Annotated in this window: 16 protein-coding genes; 12 read left to right on the top strand and 4 right to left on the bottom strand. The window is 62.6% G+C overall.

Features of this window, described 5'->3' with window-relative positions; all coding sequences use genetic code 11:
• Positions 1-19: 19 nt before the first annotated feature.
• The 7 genes from NKJ94_RS11620 (at position 20) to phnE (NKJ94_RS11590) (ending at position 8,578) form a co-directional block, all read left to right on the top strand.
• Positions 20-739, top strand: a complete 720-nt coding sequence (locus NKJ94_RS11620; protein ID WP_352525103.1) for a fimbrial biogenesis chaperone — start codon at positions 20-22, stop codon at positions 737-739.
• Positions 711-3,131, top strand: coding sequence for a fimbria/pilus outer membrane usher protein (locus NKJ94_RS11615; RefSeq protein ID WP_352525102.1), 2,421 nt, complete (start codon positions 711-713; stop codon positions 3,129-3,131). The genes NKJ94_RS11620 and NKJ94_RS11615 overlap by 29 nt, the downstream gene beginning before the upstream one ends.
• A 29-nt stretch (positions 3,132-3,160) precedes the next feature.
• Positions 3,161-4,108 (top strand): Csu type fimbrial protein, encoded by a 948-nt coding sequence (locus NKJ94_RS11610; protein WP_352525217.1) that lies wholly within the window; start codon positions 3,161-3,163, stop codon positions 4,106-4,108.
• Between the two features lie 167 nt (positions 4,109-4,275).
• Complete coding sequence (gene phnC / locus NKJ94_RS11605) at positions 4,276-5,124, top strand: phosphonate ABC transporter ATP-binding protein (RefSeq protein ID WP_352525101.1); 849 nt, start codon at positions 4,276-4,278, stop codon at positions 5,122-5,124.
• Positions 5,125-5,289: 165 nt separating this feature from the next.
• Positions 5,290-6,198 (top strand): phosphonate ABC transporter substrate-binding protein, encoded by a 909-nt coding sequence (gene phnD / locus NKJ94_RS11600; RefSeq protein ID WP_352525099.1) that lies wholly within the window; start codon positions 5,290-5,292, stop codon positions 6,196-6,198.
• 53 nt (positions 6,199-6,251) lie between these two features.
• On the top strand, positions 6,252-7,208 hold the full coding sequence (phnE, locus tag NKJ94_RS11595; RefSeq protein ID WP_352525098.1) for a phosphonate ABC transporter, permease protein PhnE: 957 nt from the start codon (positions 6,252-6,254) through the stop codon (positions 7,206-7,208).
• Positions 7,209-7,210: 2 nt separating this feature from the next.
• The gene (phnE, locus tag NKJ94_RS11590; RefSeq protein ID WP_352525216.1) at positions 7,211-8,578 is read left to right on the top strand and encodes a phosphonate ABC transporter, permease protein PhnE; all 1,368 of its coding nucleotides are present in this window, start codon (positions 7,211-7,213) and stop codon (positions 8,576-8,578) included.
• A gap of 75 nt (positions 8,579-8,653) precedes the next feature.
• On the opposite strand, the gene NKJ94_RS11585 is transcribed toward phnE (NKJ94_RS11590), so the two are convergent.
• The 3 genes from NKJ94_RS11585 to NKJ94_RS11575 all read right to left on the bottom strand — a co-directional run bounded on the left by NKJ94_RS11585 (position 8,654) and on the right by NKJ94_RS11575 (position 11,985).
• Positions 8,654-9,505 (bottom strand): sugar phosphate isomerase/epimerase family protein, encoded by an 852-nt coding sequence (locus NKJ94_RS11585; RefSeq protein WP_352525097.1) that lies wholly within the window; start codon positions 9,503-9,505, stop codon positions 8,654-8,656.
• An 87-nt stretch (positions 9,506-9,592) separates the two neighbouring features.
• Positions 9,593-10,780, bottom strand: a complete 1,188-nt coding sequence (locus tag NKJ94_RS11580) for a Gfo/Idh/MocA family protein (protein ID WP_352525096.1) — start codon at positions 10,778-10,780, stop codon at positions 9,593-9,595.
• A gap of 149 nt (positions 10,781-10,929) precedes the next feature.
• A complete protein-coding gene (locus NKJ94_RS11575) occupies positions 10,930-11,985 on the bottom strand; it encodes a sugar phosphate isomerase/epimerase family protein (RefSeq protein ID WP_352525095.1) in 1,056 nt (351 codons plus the stop codon).
• Positions 11,986-12,377: 392 nt separating this feature from the next.
• Here NKJ94_RS11575 and NKJ94_RS11570 point away from each other — a divergent pair, with 392 nt between their 5' ends.
• The 5 genes from NKJ94_RS11570 to NKJ94_RS11550 are packed head-to-tail and all read left to right on the top strand — an operon-like array spanning position 12,378 to position 16,617.
• A complete protein-coding gene (locus tag NKJ94_RS11570) occupies positions 12,378-13,265 on the top strand; it encodes a sugar phosphate isomerase/epimerase family protein (protein WP_352525093.1) in 888 nt (295 codons plus the stop codon).
• Positions 13,266-13,320: 55 nt separating this feature from the next.
• Entirely contained in the window at positions 13,321-14,490 is a 1,170-nt protein-coding gene (locus tag NKJ94_RS11565) for a mandelate racemase/muconate lactonizing enzyme family protein (protein ID WP_352525091.1), read from the top strand.
• A gap of 2 nt (positions 14,491-14,492) precedes the next feature.
• Positions 14,493-15,209 (top strand): FadR/GntR family transcriptional regulator, encoded by a 717-nt coding sequence (locus tag NKJ94_RS11560; RefSeq protein WP_352525090.1) that lies wholly within the window; start codon positions 14,493-14,495, stop codon positions 15,207-15,209.
• Between the two features lies 1 nt (position 15,210).
• Positions 15,211-16,191, top strand: coding sequence for a hydroxyacid dehydrogenase (locus NKJ94_RS11555; protein ID WP_352525089.1), 981 nt, complete (start codon positions 15,211-15,213; stop codon positions 16,189-16,191).
• Between the two features lie 42 nt (positions 16,192-16,233).
• Positions 16,234-16,617, top strand: coding sequence for a DUF6748 domain-containing protein (locus NKJ94_RS11550; protein ID WP_352525088.1), 384 nt, complete (start codon positions 16,234-16,236; stop codon positions 16,615-16,617).
• 26 nt (positions 16,618-16,643) lie between these two features.
• Here NKJ94_RS11550 and NKJ94_RS11545 read toward each other — a convergent pair whose 3' ends face one another.
• Positions 16,644-17,939, bottom strand: a complete 1,296-nt coding sequence (locus NKJ94_RS11545; protein ID WP_352525086.1) for an amidase — start codon at positions 17,937-17,939, stop codon at positions 16,644-16,646.
• Between the last annotated feature and the right edge of the window lie 48 nt (positions 17,940-17,987).

Raw genomic sequence — 17,987 nt, 5'->3', positions numbered from 1 at the left:
CAAACGCGAAGGAATTAGCATGCGATCCATGCTGACACACGTCAGTGCCGCAGCGATCGTCTTGCTGTGCGCGGGCTACTCTCAGGGTGCTTCCTTGCGGGTAGCCCCGACCAATCTGGAATTGATCGCCCCCGACAGCGCGGCGGTTCTGAACCTGCGCAATGACGCCAAGCGGCCTATCAATGTCCAGGTCCGCGTCTTTCGGTGGCGCCAGGCAGGCGGCGTGGAGCAACTAGAGCCGACCTCGGATGTCGTCGCCAGCCCGCCATCGACGCGGATCGGACCGAATGCCGACTACGTCGTTCGTGTCGTTCGCGTCAGCAAGGCGCCGGTGGATACGGAAGAAAGCTACCGCGTCCTGGTGGACGAACTGCCTGACCCGTCGCGGAGGAAGGGCGGCACTGTCACTCTGGTGCTGCGCTATTCCGTGCCTGTCTTCTTTCGCAATCCCGACGCAAAGGCATCTGACGTGTCGTTCAGTGTATCGCGGACCGGAGGCAGGCTGATGCTGATAGCGCACAACAATGGTGAAAGCCGCGTGAGACTGTCCAATCTCAATTTGGTTCAGGGCGGCAAGAAGCTGGGTGGTCGCAGCGGGCTTGTCGGTTATGTTTTGGGCGGCGCGACCATGCAATGGCCGCTCGGCAACGGCAAATCGCTGGCTGGAAGCCCTATCACGCTAAAAGGGCAAAGTGATCGTGGACCATTCGATGCCCCAGTGGCGATCAAGGGGCGCTAGGGTCGCGGTCGTCGTTGCGGGCATCATCTTCCCTCTCCTGCCGGCGGTCGCTCAGGTTTCGCAAGCTGAGCCGCAAGTCGTGGACTCCGCTCTCCCCCCGGCGGGACGCCGCGATCTTTACCTCGAAGTGTTCATCAATGATGTTTCGACGGGACTGATTGGCACCTTTACGGAATTTGCCGACGGCGGCCTGGCGGCAACTCCGGACGAGCTGGAGCAAGTCGGCTTGAAGCCCGTGGAGGACGCTATCGGCAACGATGGCCTGGTCAGGCTCGACCGACTGCCGGAGGTCGCTTTTCGGATCGACGAAGCAACCCAGCGCCTTTACGTCACGACCAGCAACGAGGGTCGGGCCGCACGCGTCGTCGACATTCGCGGCACCGACAAGGAAGATCGTCTTCAGCCGCAGTCCGGCTACGGTGGTGTGCTGAACTATTCGCTTTTTGCGAGCTCCAACAGCTTCTTCGACGATGATCTGGACTTGTTCCAGGGCATTTCCGGCGGCTTCGACGCGCGTGCTTTCAGCCCTTTCGGCACGCTCAGCCAGTCATTCACCGCCGGCTATTCCGACAGCGAGTTTGGCGGACTTGTACGGCTCAACACGACCTGGAACTACTCGGACCCGAAGCGCCTGATGACCTATCGGGCAGGTGACTTCATTTCCGGCGGGCTGTCATGGACGCGGCCCGTCTACCTCGGCGGCGTCCAGGCGCAGCGCAACTTCCGGCTTCGATCCGACCTGGTCACGCTGCCGCTGCCGTCTTTCGGAGGAACCGCAGCCGTTCCTTCGACGCTTGAAGTCTACACCCAGAACGTCCGCACCTACAGCGGCGAGGTTCCCGCCGGCCCCTTCCAGATTACCAATCTGCCGGTGTTTGCAGGCGCCGGCGAAGCGCAGGTTGTCTTGCGAGACAGTCTCGGTCGTGAAACCACCGCCACGCTTCCGTTCTACACCTCCAGCTCGATGCTGGGACAGGGGCTGCTCGATTTCTCCGCCGAAGTTGGACTTCCACGGCGCAATTTCGGCATCGAATCCGCCGACTATGACGAGCGCCTGTTTGGCATCGCCACGGCGCGTTACGGTCTCACCAACTGGCTGACACTCGAGGCCCATGCCGAGGGCGGCGAGGGGTTGGTCAATGGCGGGGTGGGCGCCGCGTTTCCGCTCGGACACTACGGCGCTGCCTCACTCGCCGTTGCCGCCAGCAATCATGACGGGCGCACTGGCTCGCTGGTGAACGCGTCGCTGGAGATGAGTTCCGAGGGATGGTCGATCTATGGTCGGATTCAGCGCGCCTTCGGCGACTACCAGGATATCGCCTCGGTGACCGCCGAACCTTCCTTTCCTGATCCCGGCGATTTCCCGATCTTCAGCGGGGACGTTCCGCGATCGATTGATCAAGTAACATTGAGCATTCCGGCACCACTTGAGTTTTCGAGCCTCAATCTCTCCTATACGCATCTCGAAAGCGCCGAAGGCGAGAAGAGCCAGATTGTCGGCCTTTCCTATAGTCAGCAAATATTCAAACGAAGCAGCTTTTACGCTACGGCCTTTGCCGATCTCGAAGACCATCACAGCTTCGGCGTGTTTGCCGGGATCTCGATCTCATTCGGGGACGACATCACCGCCTCGACCGGCGTGGAGAACGGCCCCGACGGCCTCAATGTCGTTGCCGACGTTGCCAGGTCGGAGCGTCTGGAGGACGGCAGCATCGGTTGGCGGGCGCGAACGTCGGAAGGAGAAACAACCAGCCGTTCGGCTGCCGTCAGCTACAGGGCTCCCTTCGCTCGCTTCGAAGCCGACGTTCAACAATATGACAAGGATTTCAGAGCCACCGCGCAGATGGATGGCGCAATCGCAGTGGCAGGTGGCGGCGTTTTCGCCACCAATCGTATCGACGACGCTTTCGCGGTCGTCGAGGTCGGCGCGCCCGACGTCGACGTGCAATTCCAGAATCGCCCGGTCGGCAAGACCGACAGTCGCGGCCGCATTCTGATCCCCGGCCTCAATTCCTACGAGCCGAACACAATTTCGATCGATCCCAAGAACCTGCCGGTCGACGCGGATATTCCGGCCACCAGGGAAATCGTGGTGCCGGCCGATCGCAGCGGCGTGGTGGTGAAATTCGGTGTTTCGGAAGCGCCGGAGGCGGCGCTCGTCACCTTGGTCGACAGCAGCGGGGTACCGCTCGAGGCCGGCCTGAGCGGCCGCATGGAGGGTGGTTCGGAAGACTTCATCATCGGCTATGACGGCCAGGCGTACATTCGCGACCTGGGTGCCGAAAACGCACTCGTCATTGCTCGCTCCGATGGGAGTTCCTGCCGGGCCGAATTTTTCTACCTGCCCACACCCGGCCAGCAAGTGGCGATCAAGGACGTGACGTGCCAGTGACAATGGGAAAGGTGACAATGGGAAACAAGATGCTCCGCTTTGTCATGCTCTTGATCGTCGTCCTGTTCCCGTCGGCCGCTTGGGCCTTGAGCTGCAGTTTCGGCGTTTCCGGCATGAATTTTGGCTCGGTCGATACTCTGTCGAGCAGCCAGACCAACTCGACCGCGACGATAGACATGAGTTGCACGGGGGGCTTGGTCACCCAGCGCATCCTTATTTGTGCGCATCTTGCAGCCGGCAGCGGAGGCGCATCCACGGCAGCGGCCCGACAAATGCTGAGCGGAGCCAGCAGCCTCAACTATCAGCTCTATTCGGATACGGCGCGCAGCATCGTCTGGGGATCTTATGCCTGGGCCTATGCTTCGCGCCCGCCGGTCTTGACGTTGACGCTGGGTCTTTTGGGCACGGCCACGGGCACCGCCACAATCTACGGCGCGGCATTTGGTGGCCAGGGCACGGCTCCACCCGGGACCTATCTCTCGACCTTTTCTGGTGCGAATGTCGAATTTCGTTACCGCGTCAGCAGCACCAACAACTGCAATACAGGTACCGGCACCTTGGCGGCGGCTCCGACTTTCACCATAAATGCAACGGTCGCTGCGAATTGCCTCGTATCGACCAGCAACGTCGATTTCGGATCGACGGGCGTTCTCGCCGCAGATGTCGATGCCGCCGGTCAGGTTTCGATAACCTGCACGCCGGCAGCTGCTTACACTGTATCGCTGGGCGGCGGCACAACCGGTTCGGCCCCGACGGCGCGCAAGATGTCGAAGGGTGCGGAAACCGTGACTTACGGGCTCTACAAGGACACCGATCGAACTCAGCCCTGGGGTGATGCGTCGACGCCTGGTAGCACAGTGGCGGGCACCGGAACCGGCGCGCCTCAAAGCCTCACCGTTTATGGTCGGGTGCCGCCACAAGCCACGCCATCGGCCGGTGTCTACACCGATACGGTCGTCGTCACAGTCACCTACTGAGCGGAACGGCAAGCTGATGCCCTTCGGAACCGACTGACGAACGGGGCCGCCTGCAGCACACCTGTGGGCGGTAACAAAACTGACATCAATCAGACACCGCAGGTTCACGTGGCTGCGCTAGCGAGGGTTAACAGACCTTCAATTGCGACTGGACTGGAGCCTGCACCATGTCAGCTACGCTCGAAATCCGCGGCGTCACCCGCCGGTTCGGCAAGAACACTGCTGTCAGCAATGTTCACATCTCCATTCCGCAAGGCCAGATGGTCGGCATCATCGGCCGCTCGGGCGCCGGCAAATCGACGCTTCTGCGCATGATCAACCGCCTCATCGATCCCAGCCAGGGATCTATCCTGTTCGACGGCGTCGAGGTCTCCGGGTTGCGCGGCTCGCCGCTCCGGCGCTGGCAGCGCGACTGCGCCATGATCTTCCAGCAGTTCAATCTGGTGCCGCGCCTCGACGTGCTGACCAATGTGCTGCTCGGCCGGCTCAACCACCGCTCGACCCTGTCCAACCTGTTCGGCATGTTCTCCCGCAACGAATGCGCCGAGGCGGTGGCAGCCCTCGAGCGTCTCGACATCGCCCGCACCGCGCTGCAGCCTGCCGGCACCCTTTCCGGCGGTCAGCAGCAGCGCGTTGCGATCGCGCGTGCCATGATGCAACGGCCGAAGGTGTTGCTCGCCGACGAGCCAATCGCCTCGCTCGACCCGCTCAACGCCAAGGTGGTGATGGATTCGCTGCAGGACATCAATTTGCGCGAAGGCATCACGGTGATCACCAATCTACACACCCTTGATACGGCCCGTAACTATTGCAACCGCATCATCGGCATGGCCGCCGGCAAGGTCGTCTTCGACGGCCCGCCCGAAGATCTCAACCGCGAGGCCGTGCGCATGGTCTACGGTGCCGACAGCAATGGCGGCGAAATCTCCGAGGCCATCACCTCGACCAGTGTCGCCGTCAAACAGAAAATCGCTGCATCCGCCGGACCGCTGGAGCCCGCATTTCCGGGATACTAGTCCATGATCCCGAACCGAAGGTCAGCGTAGCAAAAAGTGGACACCGGTTTTCGGAAAAGATCATGGACAAACAATGAAAACGGCCTGATCGCCCGCCCGCGTCAAAGGCACTCGTCAAAATTCGATCGCAACCGGCGCGAGGCCGGATCAAAGGAGAGAGACCCAATGTTTAGGAAGATGGTTTTTGGCGCCGTTTCATTGCTCGCCATCGCTGCAAGTGCCGCTCACGCCCAGGATATCAAGGAATTCCGCATCGGCATCCTTGGCGGTGAAAATGAAGCAGACCGGCTGCGCAACTTTCAGTGCCTCGCCGATCACCTGAAGTCCGAATTCGGCTTCGAAAAGGTCTCGCTGTTCCCGGCCGCCGACTATGACGGCGTTATCCAGGGCCTGCTCGGCGGCACGCTCGATTTCGCCGAGCTTGGCGCGTCAGGCTATGCCAGCGTCTATCTCAAGGATCCGAACGCGGTGACCCCGATCCTCACCACCCAGCAGACCGACGGCGCGACCGGCTATTATTCAATCGGCCTGGCGCTGAAGTCGTCCGGCATCACCGACATAAAGTCGGCAAAGGGCAAGAAGCTTGGCTATGCCGACCCGGATTCGACCTCCGGCTATCTGATCCCGCTGACCCAGATCCCGAAGGACACCGGCGCCTCGAACGAAACCTTCTTCGCCTCGACGCAGTTCAATGGCGGCCACGAGAACAACCTTCTCGCCGTCCGCGACGGCAAGGTCGATGTTGCGGTTGACGATTCCTCGGGCATCGGCGACTTCAAGAACGGCTATACTTCTGGCACCTTCCACAAGGAAATCGCCAAGGGCGCCGTCGACCCCAACGACTTCGTCGAAGTCTGGCGCTCCGGCCTGATCCCGAACGGCCCGCTGGTCGTGCGCACCGCGCTCGGCGGCGATATGAGCGCCAAGCTCGCCAACTTCTTCACCAGCCTGCCGGCCAAGGACAAGCCTTGCTTCGAGGCCATCGAAGGCGGCGATTTCACCGGCTACGTTCCGGTGAAGCCGGACTTCTACAGCGTCATCGTCGAAGCCCGCAAAGCCGCGATCGGCGGCTGAATGCAATTGAAAAGGGCGGCGTTACCCGCGCCGCCCTTTTTGCATACCCGATCATGACCATCTCAGCCACGATCCGTTCAGACACGACCCGGCGGACGGCCGACACCTGGCAACGCCAGACGTCCTTGCGCCGGTTCTACACCGCGCTCGGCGTCGGCTTGCTGCTTGTCGCGATGTGCACAGCCATGTGGTTCGCCGACGAGGCCAATGCCGGACATTTCTTCGATCGGCTACCGCACATACTGGATTTCCTTAGTTGGCTTGTTCCCAAGGACTGCAACGACGTCTGGCGCGCGCTGTTCGACATCGCATCGCCGCACGACAAGGGCAGCCAGGAGTTCAACTTCCCGCTTGGCCGCGTCTATCTCTGGGGCGGTTTTTACCTGCCCGAATATTTCGAGCTGATGCTCACCACGCTTAATGTGGCGCTGGTTTCCACTTTCATAGGCTTCATCTTTGCGGTGCCCTTCTCCTTCATCGCGGCCCGCAATTTGACGCCCAGTCCGGTGCTCAGGCTCGTCGTCAAGCGCTTCATGGAACTGCTTCGCGCCTTCCCGGAGATCGTCATTGCCGGCCTGTTCGCAGCCATCCTCTCGACCGGCCCGGTCGCGGCCATCATCGCCATCGGCCTGCATTCGATCGGCGCCCTCGGCAAGCTCTTCTACGAGATCAACGAAAACGTCGACATGCGCGCCGAAGAAGGCCTGCGCGCGGTCGGTGCCAACTGGTTCGAGCGCGTACGTTTCGCCGGCTTGCCGCAAGTGCTGCCCAATTTCATGTCCTACACGCTGCTCAGGATCGAAATCAATGTCCGCATCTCGACCATCATCGGCGCGGTCGGCGGTGGCGGCATCGGCGAGGAGCTGAAGCTCTCGATCTCGCGCGGCTTCGGCGCCAAGACACTGGCACTGGTGCTGCTGTTGTTCACCACCATCTTCCTCGTCGACCAGTTCTCCGCCTGGCTTCGTCGCAAGCTCGTCGGCGATCAGGCATTTATGATGCGCGCTTGAGCATGGCCGCGATGACCGCCGATGAGATGCAGTCGATCGAGGAGCGCTTTCCCCAAGTGTTCCGGCGGCCCGTGCACAAACGCTTCGGCCCGCTGGTTCTGTTCGCCGGCATCCTGCTCTACCTCGTCTACGCCTTGTGGTTCTTCAGCCTGCCGCAAGTGCTGAGGGAATCGCACTGGGAACGCCTGCCGCTCTTCCTGACGCAATGGATCAGCTACGATCTGCAGCCGGAATTCCGTCTCGACCAGCCTCAGATCACGCCCAAATACCCGCGTTTCTCGGCTCTTGGCGAAGATCCCCATCCCGACTGGGTCATCACCAATGCCCACGGTTCCTACACCATCCTGATCGACGGCCGGGCCAAATCGGTCACCTTCGACAAGACCGAGGCGATACTGGTCGCCAATGGCCAGACGGTACCGGTGTCGTTGACCAGCGGCAAGCCGGTGATATCCGGCCCCGTGCCGGACTGGATCACCGCACACGACGATGAAATCGTTGCCAGGATGGGCTTTGCCGGCGAGGTCCGCATAACCGTCGATCGCGTCAAAGTCCGCAAGCGCTTCCTCGGCTGGGCGAATTTCGTCTTCGACACACGCTCGCCCTTCTTCAGCAAGTCGCCCGGCGAGGTGGTTTCGTTGCTGATGTCCGGACCCGAGCTCAAGCCGGGCACATCGAACATTGCGCTGGCCGCCGACAATATCTGGTACAATGCCCAATGGCAGCATGGCGACGTCTGGACGAAGCTGTTCCAGACCATCGTCATGGCATTTCTCGGCACGCTGCTCGGCGGCATCGTCGCCTTCCCGCTCGCCTTCTTCGCCGCCCGCAACATCACCCCGAGCGGCCTGCTTAGCCAGGTGCTCAAGCGCTTTTTCGATTTCATGCGTTCGGTCGACATGCTGATCTGGGCGCTGTTCTTCACCCGCGCCTTCGGCCCCGGCCCGCTGGCCGGCAGCGCCGCGATCTTCTTCACCGAGATCGGCACGCTCGGCAAAGTCTATTCGGAAGGTCTCGAGAACATCGACGACAAGCCGCGCGAGGGCATCCAGTCGACCGGCGCCAACGGCTTGCTGGTGCAGCGCTATGGCGTGCTGCCGGAAGTGATCCCGGTCTTCATCAGCCAAACGCTCTACCAGTGGGAATCCAACACCAGGGGCGCGACGATCATCGGTGCTGTCGGTGCCGGCGGTATCGGCCTGAAGCTCTGGGAGGCGATGCGCACCAACTCCAACTGGGCCAATGTCTTCTACATGGTGCTGCTGATCCTGCTCGTCGTTTTCATCTTCGACAACATTTCCAATTTCCTGCGCCGCCGGCTGAGCAGGACGATCCACGACTACAACCGGATTCAGGCCGGCCAGGGGTGATCACCACGATTGGCCGCAGGTCTCCACGCCTTCGTCATCCTCGGGCTTGACCCGAGGATGACGAAGGAACAGTTGCTATGCCGCCTTCTTCCAGCCGCTCGTGATATGCCTGTAGCCGTCGCGGTAGACAGCTTCCGGGCTTTCCGAAAAGTCGCGCCACACCTTGGTTGCTGCCGCCAAATCCTTCAGCGAACGGCCGAACGCCTCGATCGTCAGCCAATCGTCATAGCCGCTCTTGCGGATAGCGGAGAACGTCTCCTTCCAGGGGACGTGGCCGCGGCCCGGCACGCCGCGATCGTTCTCCGAAATGTGGATATGGACGACGTTTTTGCGATTGCGCGTATAGGCGCCGATCGGATCGGCCTCTTCGATATTGGCATGGAAGGTGTCGTACATCGCCTTGACGTGCGGCCGGTTGATCGCGTCGATATGCTCCGACAGGTCGTCCATCGTGTTGAGCAGATAGCATTCGAAACGGTTGAGCGCCTCCAGTCCGATGGTAATGTTCTTGTTGCCGGCATGGTCGCCGATGGCACGTTGCGAGGCGACCGAGCGCTTTTTCTCAGCCGCTGTCGGCCCGCTGCCGGAGAAGGCCCCGAGCGTCGAATGCAACGGGCCGCTCAAGGTGTCCGCGCCAAGCGCTTGAGCGCAATCGATCGCCCATTTCATGTAGTCGATACCGGCCTTGCGCGTCGAGGCATCCGGCGAGATCAGGTTCATCGCCGGATCGCCCATCGCCGAGACCGCGGTGCGTTCCAGCCCGATGCGGTCGAGCAGCTCACCGAGCTTCTTGTAGTCGTCCGGCGTGCCGGCAAAGACCGGTATCTCGACGCCGTTGAACCCGGTCGCCTTGATGTCCCTGAGCAGCGGCTCGTGTTTTTTCAAGACACTGGTCGTCCACAACAGCATGCACATGCCGATTTTCATCGACGCCCCTCTCCCATCATTCGCTCGATCACCCGAGGAGTGGTGAGATTCAGATGAGGCCGGCCTCATCTGAATATCACCATCCCTTCAGAGCTTCGTCCACGCCCCATTCTTCGTGGACGACTTCACGCAGGCCTCGATGAAGGCCATGCCTTCGACGCCGTCCTGTACGGTCGGGAAGACGACATCCTTAGCCGGCTTGCCGCCCTCTCTACGTGCTGCACGAATCGCCCGCGCGGCCTCCTGGTAGATGTTGGCGAAGCCTTCGAGATAGCCTTCCGGATGGCCTGGCGGAACGCGGCTGACGCGCCCGGCGACGGGAAGTGCGCCGGCGCCATTTCGGGTGATCAATTGCTTTGGCTGGCCGAACGGCGTGTACCAGAGATAGTTCGGGTCGGCTTGCACCCATTCAAGCCCGCCCTTCGATCCGTAGATACGCAATTTCAGCCCGTTCTCGTGGCCGGGCGCCACCTGGCTTGCCCAGATCATGCCCTTGGCCGGGTGCGACTTGCCGACCGGCTTGAAGCGCAGCAGCACGTTGATGTTGTCGTCGAGCAGCCGCCCCGGCACGAAGGCGTCGAGATCGGCCGACAGTGAATCGAGCTCCAGCCCGGAGACGAAACGGGCGAGGTTATAGGCATGCGTGCCAATGTCGCCCAGCGCACCGCCGGCGCCGGCCTGCTTGGGGTCTGAGCGCCACGCCGCCTGCTTCTGGCCGGTGGCGGCCAGGTCTTCGGTCAGCCAATCCTGCGGATATTCCGACTGCACGATGCGGATATCGCCGAGCTGTCCCTTGGCCACCATCTCGCGTGCCTGCCGTACCATCGGATAGGCGGTGTAGTTATGCGTCAGCACGAACACCTTGCCGGTCTTTTCGACCAGCGCCGCCAGCTTGTTCGCCTCGGCCAGCGTCGTCGCCAGCGGCTTGTCGCAGATGACGTGGATGCCGGCCTCGAGAAAAGCCTTGGCGGCCGGCACGTGCACATTGTTCGGCGTGACGATGGCCACCACCTCGATGCCGTCCGGCCGCTTGGCCTCTGCCTTGGCCATCTCGGCATAGGAGCCGTAGCTGCGTGCCGGATCGAGCCCGAGCTCGGCCGCAGAGGCCTTGGCGCGCTCCGGATCCGACGACAGGGCACCGGCAACCAGCACGAACTCGTTGTCCATACGCGCCGCGATGCGGTGCACCGCACCGATGAAGGCGCCTTGTCCGCCGCCGACCATGCCGTAGCGGATCGGACCGCCCCCCGTTTCCGCCTTCGATGCGCCAACCATGATTTTCTCCCTCGTTGTTCGTTACCCTCCCCCTTGCGGGGCGGGTCGACGCGTAGCGTCGGGGTGGGGTCGTAAAGGCAGAGTTCGGCATGAACCGACCCCACCCCGCCCTGCGGGCCACCCTCCCCTCAAGGGGAAGGGAAGCAGCGCTAAATACCCATCATGCCGCGCAGCACCTTTTTGTCGGTCGTGCCGCCGGCGAAATCGTCGAATGCCTTTTCCGTCACCCTGATGATGTGATGCTGGATGAAGGGGGCCCCTTCCGCAGCACCATCCTCGGGGTGCTTGAGGCAGCATTCCCATTCCAGCACCGCCCATGAATCATAGTTGTATTGGGTGAGCTTGGAGAAGATGCCGCCGAAATCCACCTGCCCGTCGCCGAGCGAGCGGAAGCGCCCGGCGCGGTTGGTCCAGCTCTGGTAGCCGGAATAGACGCCTTGCCGCCCGGTCGGGTTGAACTCGGCGTCCTTGACGTGGAATGCCTTGATCCGCTCGTGGTAGATGTCGATGAATTCGAGATAATCGAGCTGCTGCAACAGGAAGTGCGACGGGTCGTAGTTGATGTTGCAGCGTTTGTGGCCGCCGACCGCATCGAGGAACATCTCGAAAGTCGCGCCGTCGAACACGTCCTCGCCCGGATGGATCTCGTAGCCGACATCGACGCCGTTCTCGTCATAGACGTCGAGGATCGGCTTCCAGCGCTTGCCGAGTTCGGCAAATGCTTCCTCGATCAACCCCGCCGGCCGCTGCGGCCACGGGTAGAGATAAGGGAAAGCCAGGGCACCACAAAACGACACCGACGCCTTGAGCCCGAGATTGTTCGACGCCTTGGCGCCGAACTTCATCTGCTCGACCGCCCATTGCTGCCTGGCTTTCGGATTGTTGTGCACCGCAGGTGGCGCGAAGCCGTCGAACTGCGCGTCATAGGCCGGATGCACCGCCACCAGCTGCCCCTGCAGATGCGTCGACAGTTCGGTGATCTCGACGCCGGCGTCGGCGCAGACGCCCTTCACCTCGTCGCAATAGGCCTTGGAGGACGCCGCCTTCTCGAGATCGAACAGTCGTGCATCCCAGGTCGGGATCTGTACGCCCTTGTAGCCCAGCCCGGCTGCCCATTTGGTGATCGAGCCCAGCGAATTGAACGGCGCGGCATCGCCCGCAAACTGCGCCAGGAACAGACCAGGGCCCTTCATCGTCGTCGGCATCGGCATCTCCCTATGTTTCACGACCAAGCATAGCGCCGATTGAAAACAGGGCCAGCCTCTTTGGTCTCTTTGCACTGTGCGCTTCGTACCGCCATTCTGGTATTACCAAATGTCGAAATCTGGTCAAGCCATTTGACGCGCCACCGGAGCTTTGCAACCATGCCGAGTTGCGCCACATATTCCAACGTAATCAATGGTGTAGACGAGAAACAGCGCGTCATGGCAGCACTTCTTGCCGTCCAGATGAAATTGCTGTAGACCTCCCATCAGGCCCAATTGGTCGAACCAGTTTGCAAAAAAGCTGGGACGCCTTGGGGAGGAATCATGCGATGGGCTCCGGCAGAGCGCGTTGCAGGCGAACTGGTACAGGCGAATTCTGGGAAGGATAGACCATGCATCTTTCGACGCACAATTGGATGCGGGCGGAGCCGTTGGAAACGACGCTCAAACGCATCAAGAAATTCGGCTATGAGTCGATCGAGATTTCCGGCGAACCCGAACAGTACAAGCCCAAGGAAACGCGCGCGCTATTGAAGGAGCACGGCATCCGCTGCTGGGGAGCGGTGACGCTGATGCTGGGCGAGCGCAATCTCGCCGCCAAGGACCAGGGCCAGCGCGAGCGCTCGGTGCAATACGTCAAGGACGTGCTGACTATGGTCAGCGAGCTCGACGGCGAGATCATCACGCTGGTTCCCGCCACCGTCGGCAAGGTCGTGCCGGACGGCACCGAGGAAGAGGAATGGAAATGGGTGGTAGACGCCACCCGGGAATGCTTCACCCACGCCAAGAAGGTCGGCGTCAAGATTGCGGTCGAGCCGCTCAACCGCTTCGAGACCTACCTGTTCAACCGCGGCGCCCAGGCGCTGGCGCTGGCCGATGCGGTCAGCCCCGATTGCGGCGTCTGCCTCGACGCCTACCACATCCACATGGAAGAATTTAACGTCTACGACGCGATCCGGCAGGTCGGCGAGCGCCTCTACGACTTCCATGTCGCCGACAACAACCGCTTCGCCGCCGGCCTCGGGCAGATCGACTGGCCGAAGATCGTCGGCACGCTGAAGGAGATCGGCTATGACGGCGCGCTGACCAACGAATTCGTCGCTCCTGTCGACCGCACGCCGGCCGCCCCCTATCCCGACATGGTCGAACGCAACCCCGTCGACATATCGCCGGAGCAGCTGAAATTCATTCAGGACCACGGCTCCAGCGTGCTCACGGAGAAATTCTACACCGACCAGATGCGCATCAACGCGGAAACGCTGCTGCCGCTGATCAAGTAGCCGAGCCGTTTGGAATGAGCCCTTCCGCCTCACCGCGGCCGCGCCGAGGATGAACATGCGCATCAAGACGGTCCAAGCCTGGTGGATTCGCATACCGATCGAGGCCGCGAAGCAGCACCGCAGCGACTTCGGTCAGGTGGCGACGTTCGACGCCGCCATCCTGCGCATCGAAACCGACGACGGGCTGGTCGGCTGGGGCGAAGGCAAGAATGCCGCCGGCAGCGCCGGCAGCTACGGCGCCCTCGTCCATTTGCTGAACCACGAGGTCGGCCCACAGCTGGTCGGCCTCGACCCGGCCGACATCGGCGTCATCTGGGAGATGCTCTACAATGGCGTCCGCCACGACAGCGCCGCCCGCGCCGGCCACGCCATGCCGCAACTGGCACGACGCGGCATGAGCATCGCCGCTATCAGCGCCGTCGACATCGCATTGTGGGACATTCTTGGCAAATCGCTCGGCGTTCCGGTCTGGCGGCTGCTCGGCGGCCGCAAGCTGGACCGCATGCCGGCCTACGCTTCCGGCGGCTGGGCCACTGCGGAAGACATCGGCGACCAGCTGCAGTCCTACATCGCCAAGGGCGGCTTCAAGGCGCTGAAGATGCGGGTAGGCGCCATGGACGGCGCCCCGCACGTCTCCGCGGCCCGCGTCCGCGCCGCAAGACAGGCGCTCGGTCCCGATGTCGACCTGATGGTCGACGCGCACGGCACCTACACGGTGGCCGAAGCCAAGCGCTTCATTCATCTTGCCGGCGACCTCGATCTCGCCTGGTTCGAGGAGCCGGTGATTGCCGACGACAAACCTGGCATGGCCGAGGTGCGCGCCTGCGGCTCGATCCCGATCGCCACCGGCGAAAGCGAGGCGACACGCTATGCCTTCCGCGACCTCGCCGTGCTCAGATCCGCCGATATCTTCCAGCCGGATCCGGCCTTTTGCGGCGGCATCAGCGAGGCGATGAAGATCGGTACCATCGCCAGCGCCTTCAATCTGCGCTTTGCACCGCATCTTTGGGCCGGTGCGCCCTGTTTCTTTGCCGGGCTGCATATCTGCGCCGCATCGCCGGCGAGCTTCACCGTCGAATATTCGCTCGGCGCCAACCCCATGATCCACGATCTGATCGAAGAGACTGTCGAAGCAAAGGACGGTATGGTAGCGATCCCTGATAGACCCGGGCTGGGATTCACCATTTCGGAGCGGTTCCTGGAGGCGCACGCGCAACACGGCTGACAATGAAAGAAAAGAACCTTCTCGCGGAACTCGCCGCCTATCTGTTCTCCCATTCGGACAAGGAGACGGGCCGCACGCCGTCGGAGCGCGAACTGGCAGAGCATTTCAGCGTCAGCCGCGGCCAGATCCGCGAGGCGTTGGCCATTCTCGAGGCCATGCGCATCGTCGAGCGACGGGCGAAATCCGGCATCTACATCGATACAAAGCAGGCGAGCGTCGAGGCGATGGCGCTGTTCGCCCGCGCCGGCCTGCCGCTCGATCCTGTCCAGATCTACGAGACGGTCGAGTTGCGCAAGATCCACGAGATCAAGGCCGCCGAACTTGCCTGTTCGCGCGCCACCGAGGAGAATTTCGAGCGGCTGCGCGAGATTCTGAAGGCCTCTGAGGAGCGTATCGCCGCCGGCGAAGGCCTTGCCAGGGAAGACCGCGAGTTCCACCTCGAGATCGTGCGCGCGACCAAGAACAGCGTCTTCCACAATGTCTGCAGCGTCTACTACATGATGGGCGAGCTGCGCCTGCCGATCTATTTCAACGATCCCGAACGCAGCGTGCGCTCGCATGCCGAGCATATCCAGATCTATGAGGCGCTGCTGCGCCGCGACGGCAATCTCGCCCAGGCGCTGATGAGCGCTCATCTGCAAGGCGCGGAAAGCTACTGGAAGGGGCTGATCGAAGGGCGTGAGGCGGAACCGCACAGCCCAGCGCTCGAAAAGGCCTGAAATGCCCAAGATCCTGTCGACACACAGACTGCACCCTCGTGCCTCTTCCATGCTGACAGGGGCCGGCGAACTCGTCGTTGCTTCCGCTCTCGACGCGCACACGCTGGCCGCCGAGGCAAGGGACGCCGATGTCATCATCGTTCGCGCTCCCTTGCCGGCGGCGCTTTTCGAAGGCGCGACGAAGCTCAGGGCCGCGATCCGCCACGGCGCCGGGCTGGACATGGTGCCGATGGAAGCGGCCAATGCGGCCGGCGTGCTGGTGGCGAACGTGCCGGGAGTGAACGCGCGGTCGGTCGCCGAATATGTGATGTTCGCGGCACTGGCGCTGCTTCGGCGCTTTCGTGTGTTGGACCGCGATCTGCGGGCGAAGGGCTGGCTGGCCGGCCGCGAACATACCGTCGTGGCCAGTGAGCTTGCCGGCAAAACAATCGGCATCGTCGGCCTCGGCGCGATCGGTCAGGCGGTTGGTCATATCGCGGCACATGGTTTCGATCTGAATGTGGTGGCGACGACGCGCAGCATGCGGCCGGCGCCGGAAAGGGTCGGCTTCCTGTCGATCGACGCGCTGATCGAGCAGAGCGACGTCATCGTTCTGTGCTGCCCGCTGACGCCGGAAACGCGCGGGCTGATCAGCCGGGAGCGTATTGACCGAATGAAGCCGGATGCGCTGCTGATCAATGTTTCGCGCGGGCTGGTGATCGATGACGACGCCCTGATCGAGGCCTTGCAGAAGGGCCGCATCGGCGGCGCCGCGCTCGATGTTTTTGCGACACAACCGCTGCCGCCCGACCATCCTTATTTCGGCTTCGACAACGTCATCGTCACCCCGCATATGGCTGGGATCACCGAGCAGTCGATGATGCGCATGGGCGTCGGCGCGGCGGGCGAAGCTTTGCTGGTGCTGGCCAACAGATTGCCGGTCAATCTGCGCAACCCCGAAGTGGTCGAGCACTACCGGCGACGGTTCTCTGTCGATCTCTGAGAGCGCCTCAATTTTCCCGAATTCGTCAGCGACGTTGCCAGCATGGGAAACGCCGCAAAAATCCTGCTGACCGCCGGTTTCTGCATGGCAACGGCGCAGGCCTTCGCCAACGAACAGGGCAGCTACGTGTTCTGCGACAACGGCCTGCGCTGCGTGGCGGCACCCTGTCCATCCAACAGCGCGCTCGACCTCGCCACCGGCAAGATCGTCAAGGGTGTTTCGATCGACATCGATCGTTTGCCGCAGCAAGACAAGGCGCTCGATCTTTCGGACAAGCTTTACGCCGGCAAGGTCGTTGTTGTCGGCTTCATCGAGAACCGCATCCGGACATTCAACGGCAAGCAGTATACTTTGCCTTGGCTGGTCGCCACCGGCATCGAACGCGCCGCCAAGGACAGCGAGCGCGGCCACTGCTCGTCGCGCTGACACGCCGCCACACACGCGCTACCATTTTAATTTGCAAGCAGCGCCTCGACTCCTGCGGCGATGCGCAACAGGTGGTGGTCATGGCCATTGCGCGCCACCAGCATCAGCCCGGCCGGACGCGTCATTCCCGGCATTGGCAGCGAGATGGCTGATAGATCGAACTGGTTGGCGACCTGCGTGTTACGCAGCAGAAGGCCTTCCATCCTGTTGCACAACGCTTCGTCGCCCGTCATCGACACGATCGTCGGCGCCGTCACTGGCGTGGTCGGGAGGGCCAACACGTCGACCGCCGCCAGCCGCTCGTCCATCGCAGCGGCCAGCGCCGTGCGGTGGCGCATGGCCCTGATATAGACCGTAGCCGGCATGGCGAAGGCGCGCGACAATGGCCCGCTTACCCGCGGGTCGACCGGCGTCGCCGCTCCTGTCGCCAGCCACTCGGCATGGATCTCCGCCCCTTCCATTGCTGCGATCGACGCGCGTTTGGTTGCCGCGCGCAGCTCGGCAAGCAGGTCGTCGATCGACATCTCCACAGGCCGCGCGCCGTTAAGCCCCATCTTGCGACGGCATCGGTCGAACGCCGTCGCGACCTCTTCCTCCGTATCATCGAACAGCACGCCGTGCGGAATGCCGATGCGTAGGGCGGCCAGCGGAAGCGGCGACAGTGCTCTCGGTTCTTCGCCCCCCATCACCGCGTCGGCCGCCGCACATTCGGCGACGGTGCGGGCCAGCGGACCGATCGAGTCCAGTGTGGCCGACAGCGGAAACGCACCCGCGAGCGGCACGCGCCGCGCCGTCGGTTTGAAACCGACGACGCCGTTCAACGACGCCGGAATGCGCACCGAACCGCCGGTATCGGAACCGATGGAGATTTCGCTGGTGCCTTCGCCGACCGAAACCGCGGCGCCTGAGGACGAGCCGCCCGGAATACGGCTGGCATCACTTGCATTGCCGGGCGTGCCGTAATGCGGATTGACGCCGATCGCGGTGAAGGCGAACTCGGTCATATTGGTCTTGCCGAGGATGACTGCACCGGCTTGGCGCAACCGCCGCACGACAAGGGCGTCCCGCAGCGTGGGCGCAGCGGTGGCAAGCAGCAGCGAGCCCGCCGTGGTCGGCTCGCCGGCGACATCGAACAGATCCTTGATCGAGACGATCGCCCCGTCGAGCGGCCCGAGCGTGATGCCGGCTTTTCGCCGCGCATCGGCGGCGTCGGCCGCCGCCCGTGCAGCTTCCGGGTAGAGCTTTACGAACACGCTTTCATCGTCGGCGCGAGCGGCAAGCCGCGAGAGAATTGCTTCGAGGCGATCACGGGCTGATTGCATTTTCGGTGTCGGACTCCGCACGCCTGCAACGTCTTAAGGTAGCCAGCA

Origin of the sequence: Mesorhizobium sp. M0060, from assembly GCF_040323155.1 — a bacterium.
GTDB lineage: Bacteria > Pseudomonadota > Alphaproteobacteria > Rhizobiales > Rhizobiaceae > Mesorhizobium.
Note: the sequence above shows the minus strand (reverse complement) of the source record. Positions and strands in the feature narration are given on the sequence as shown.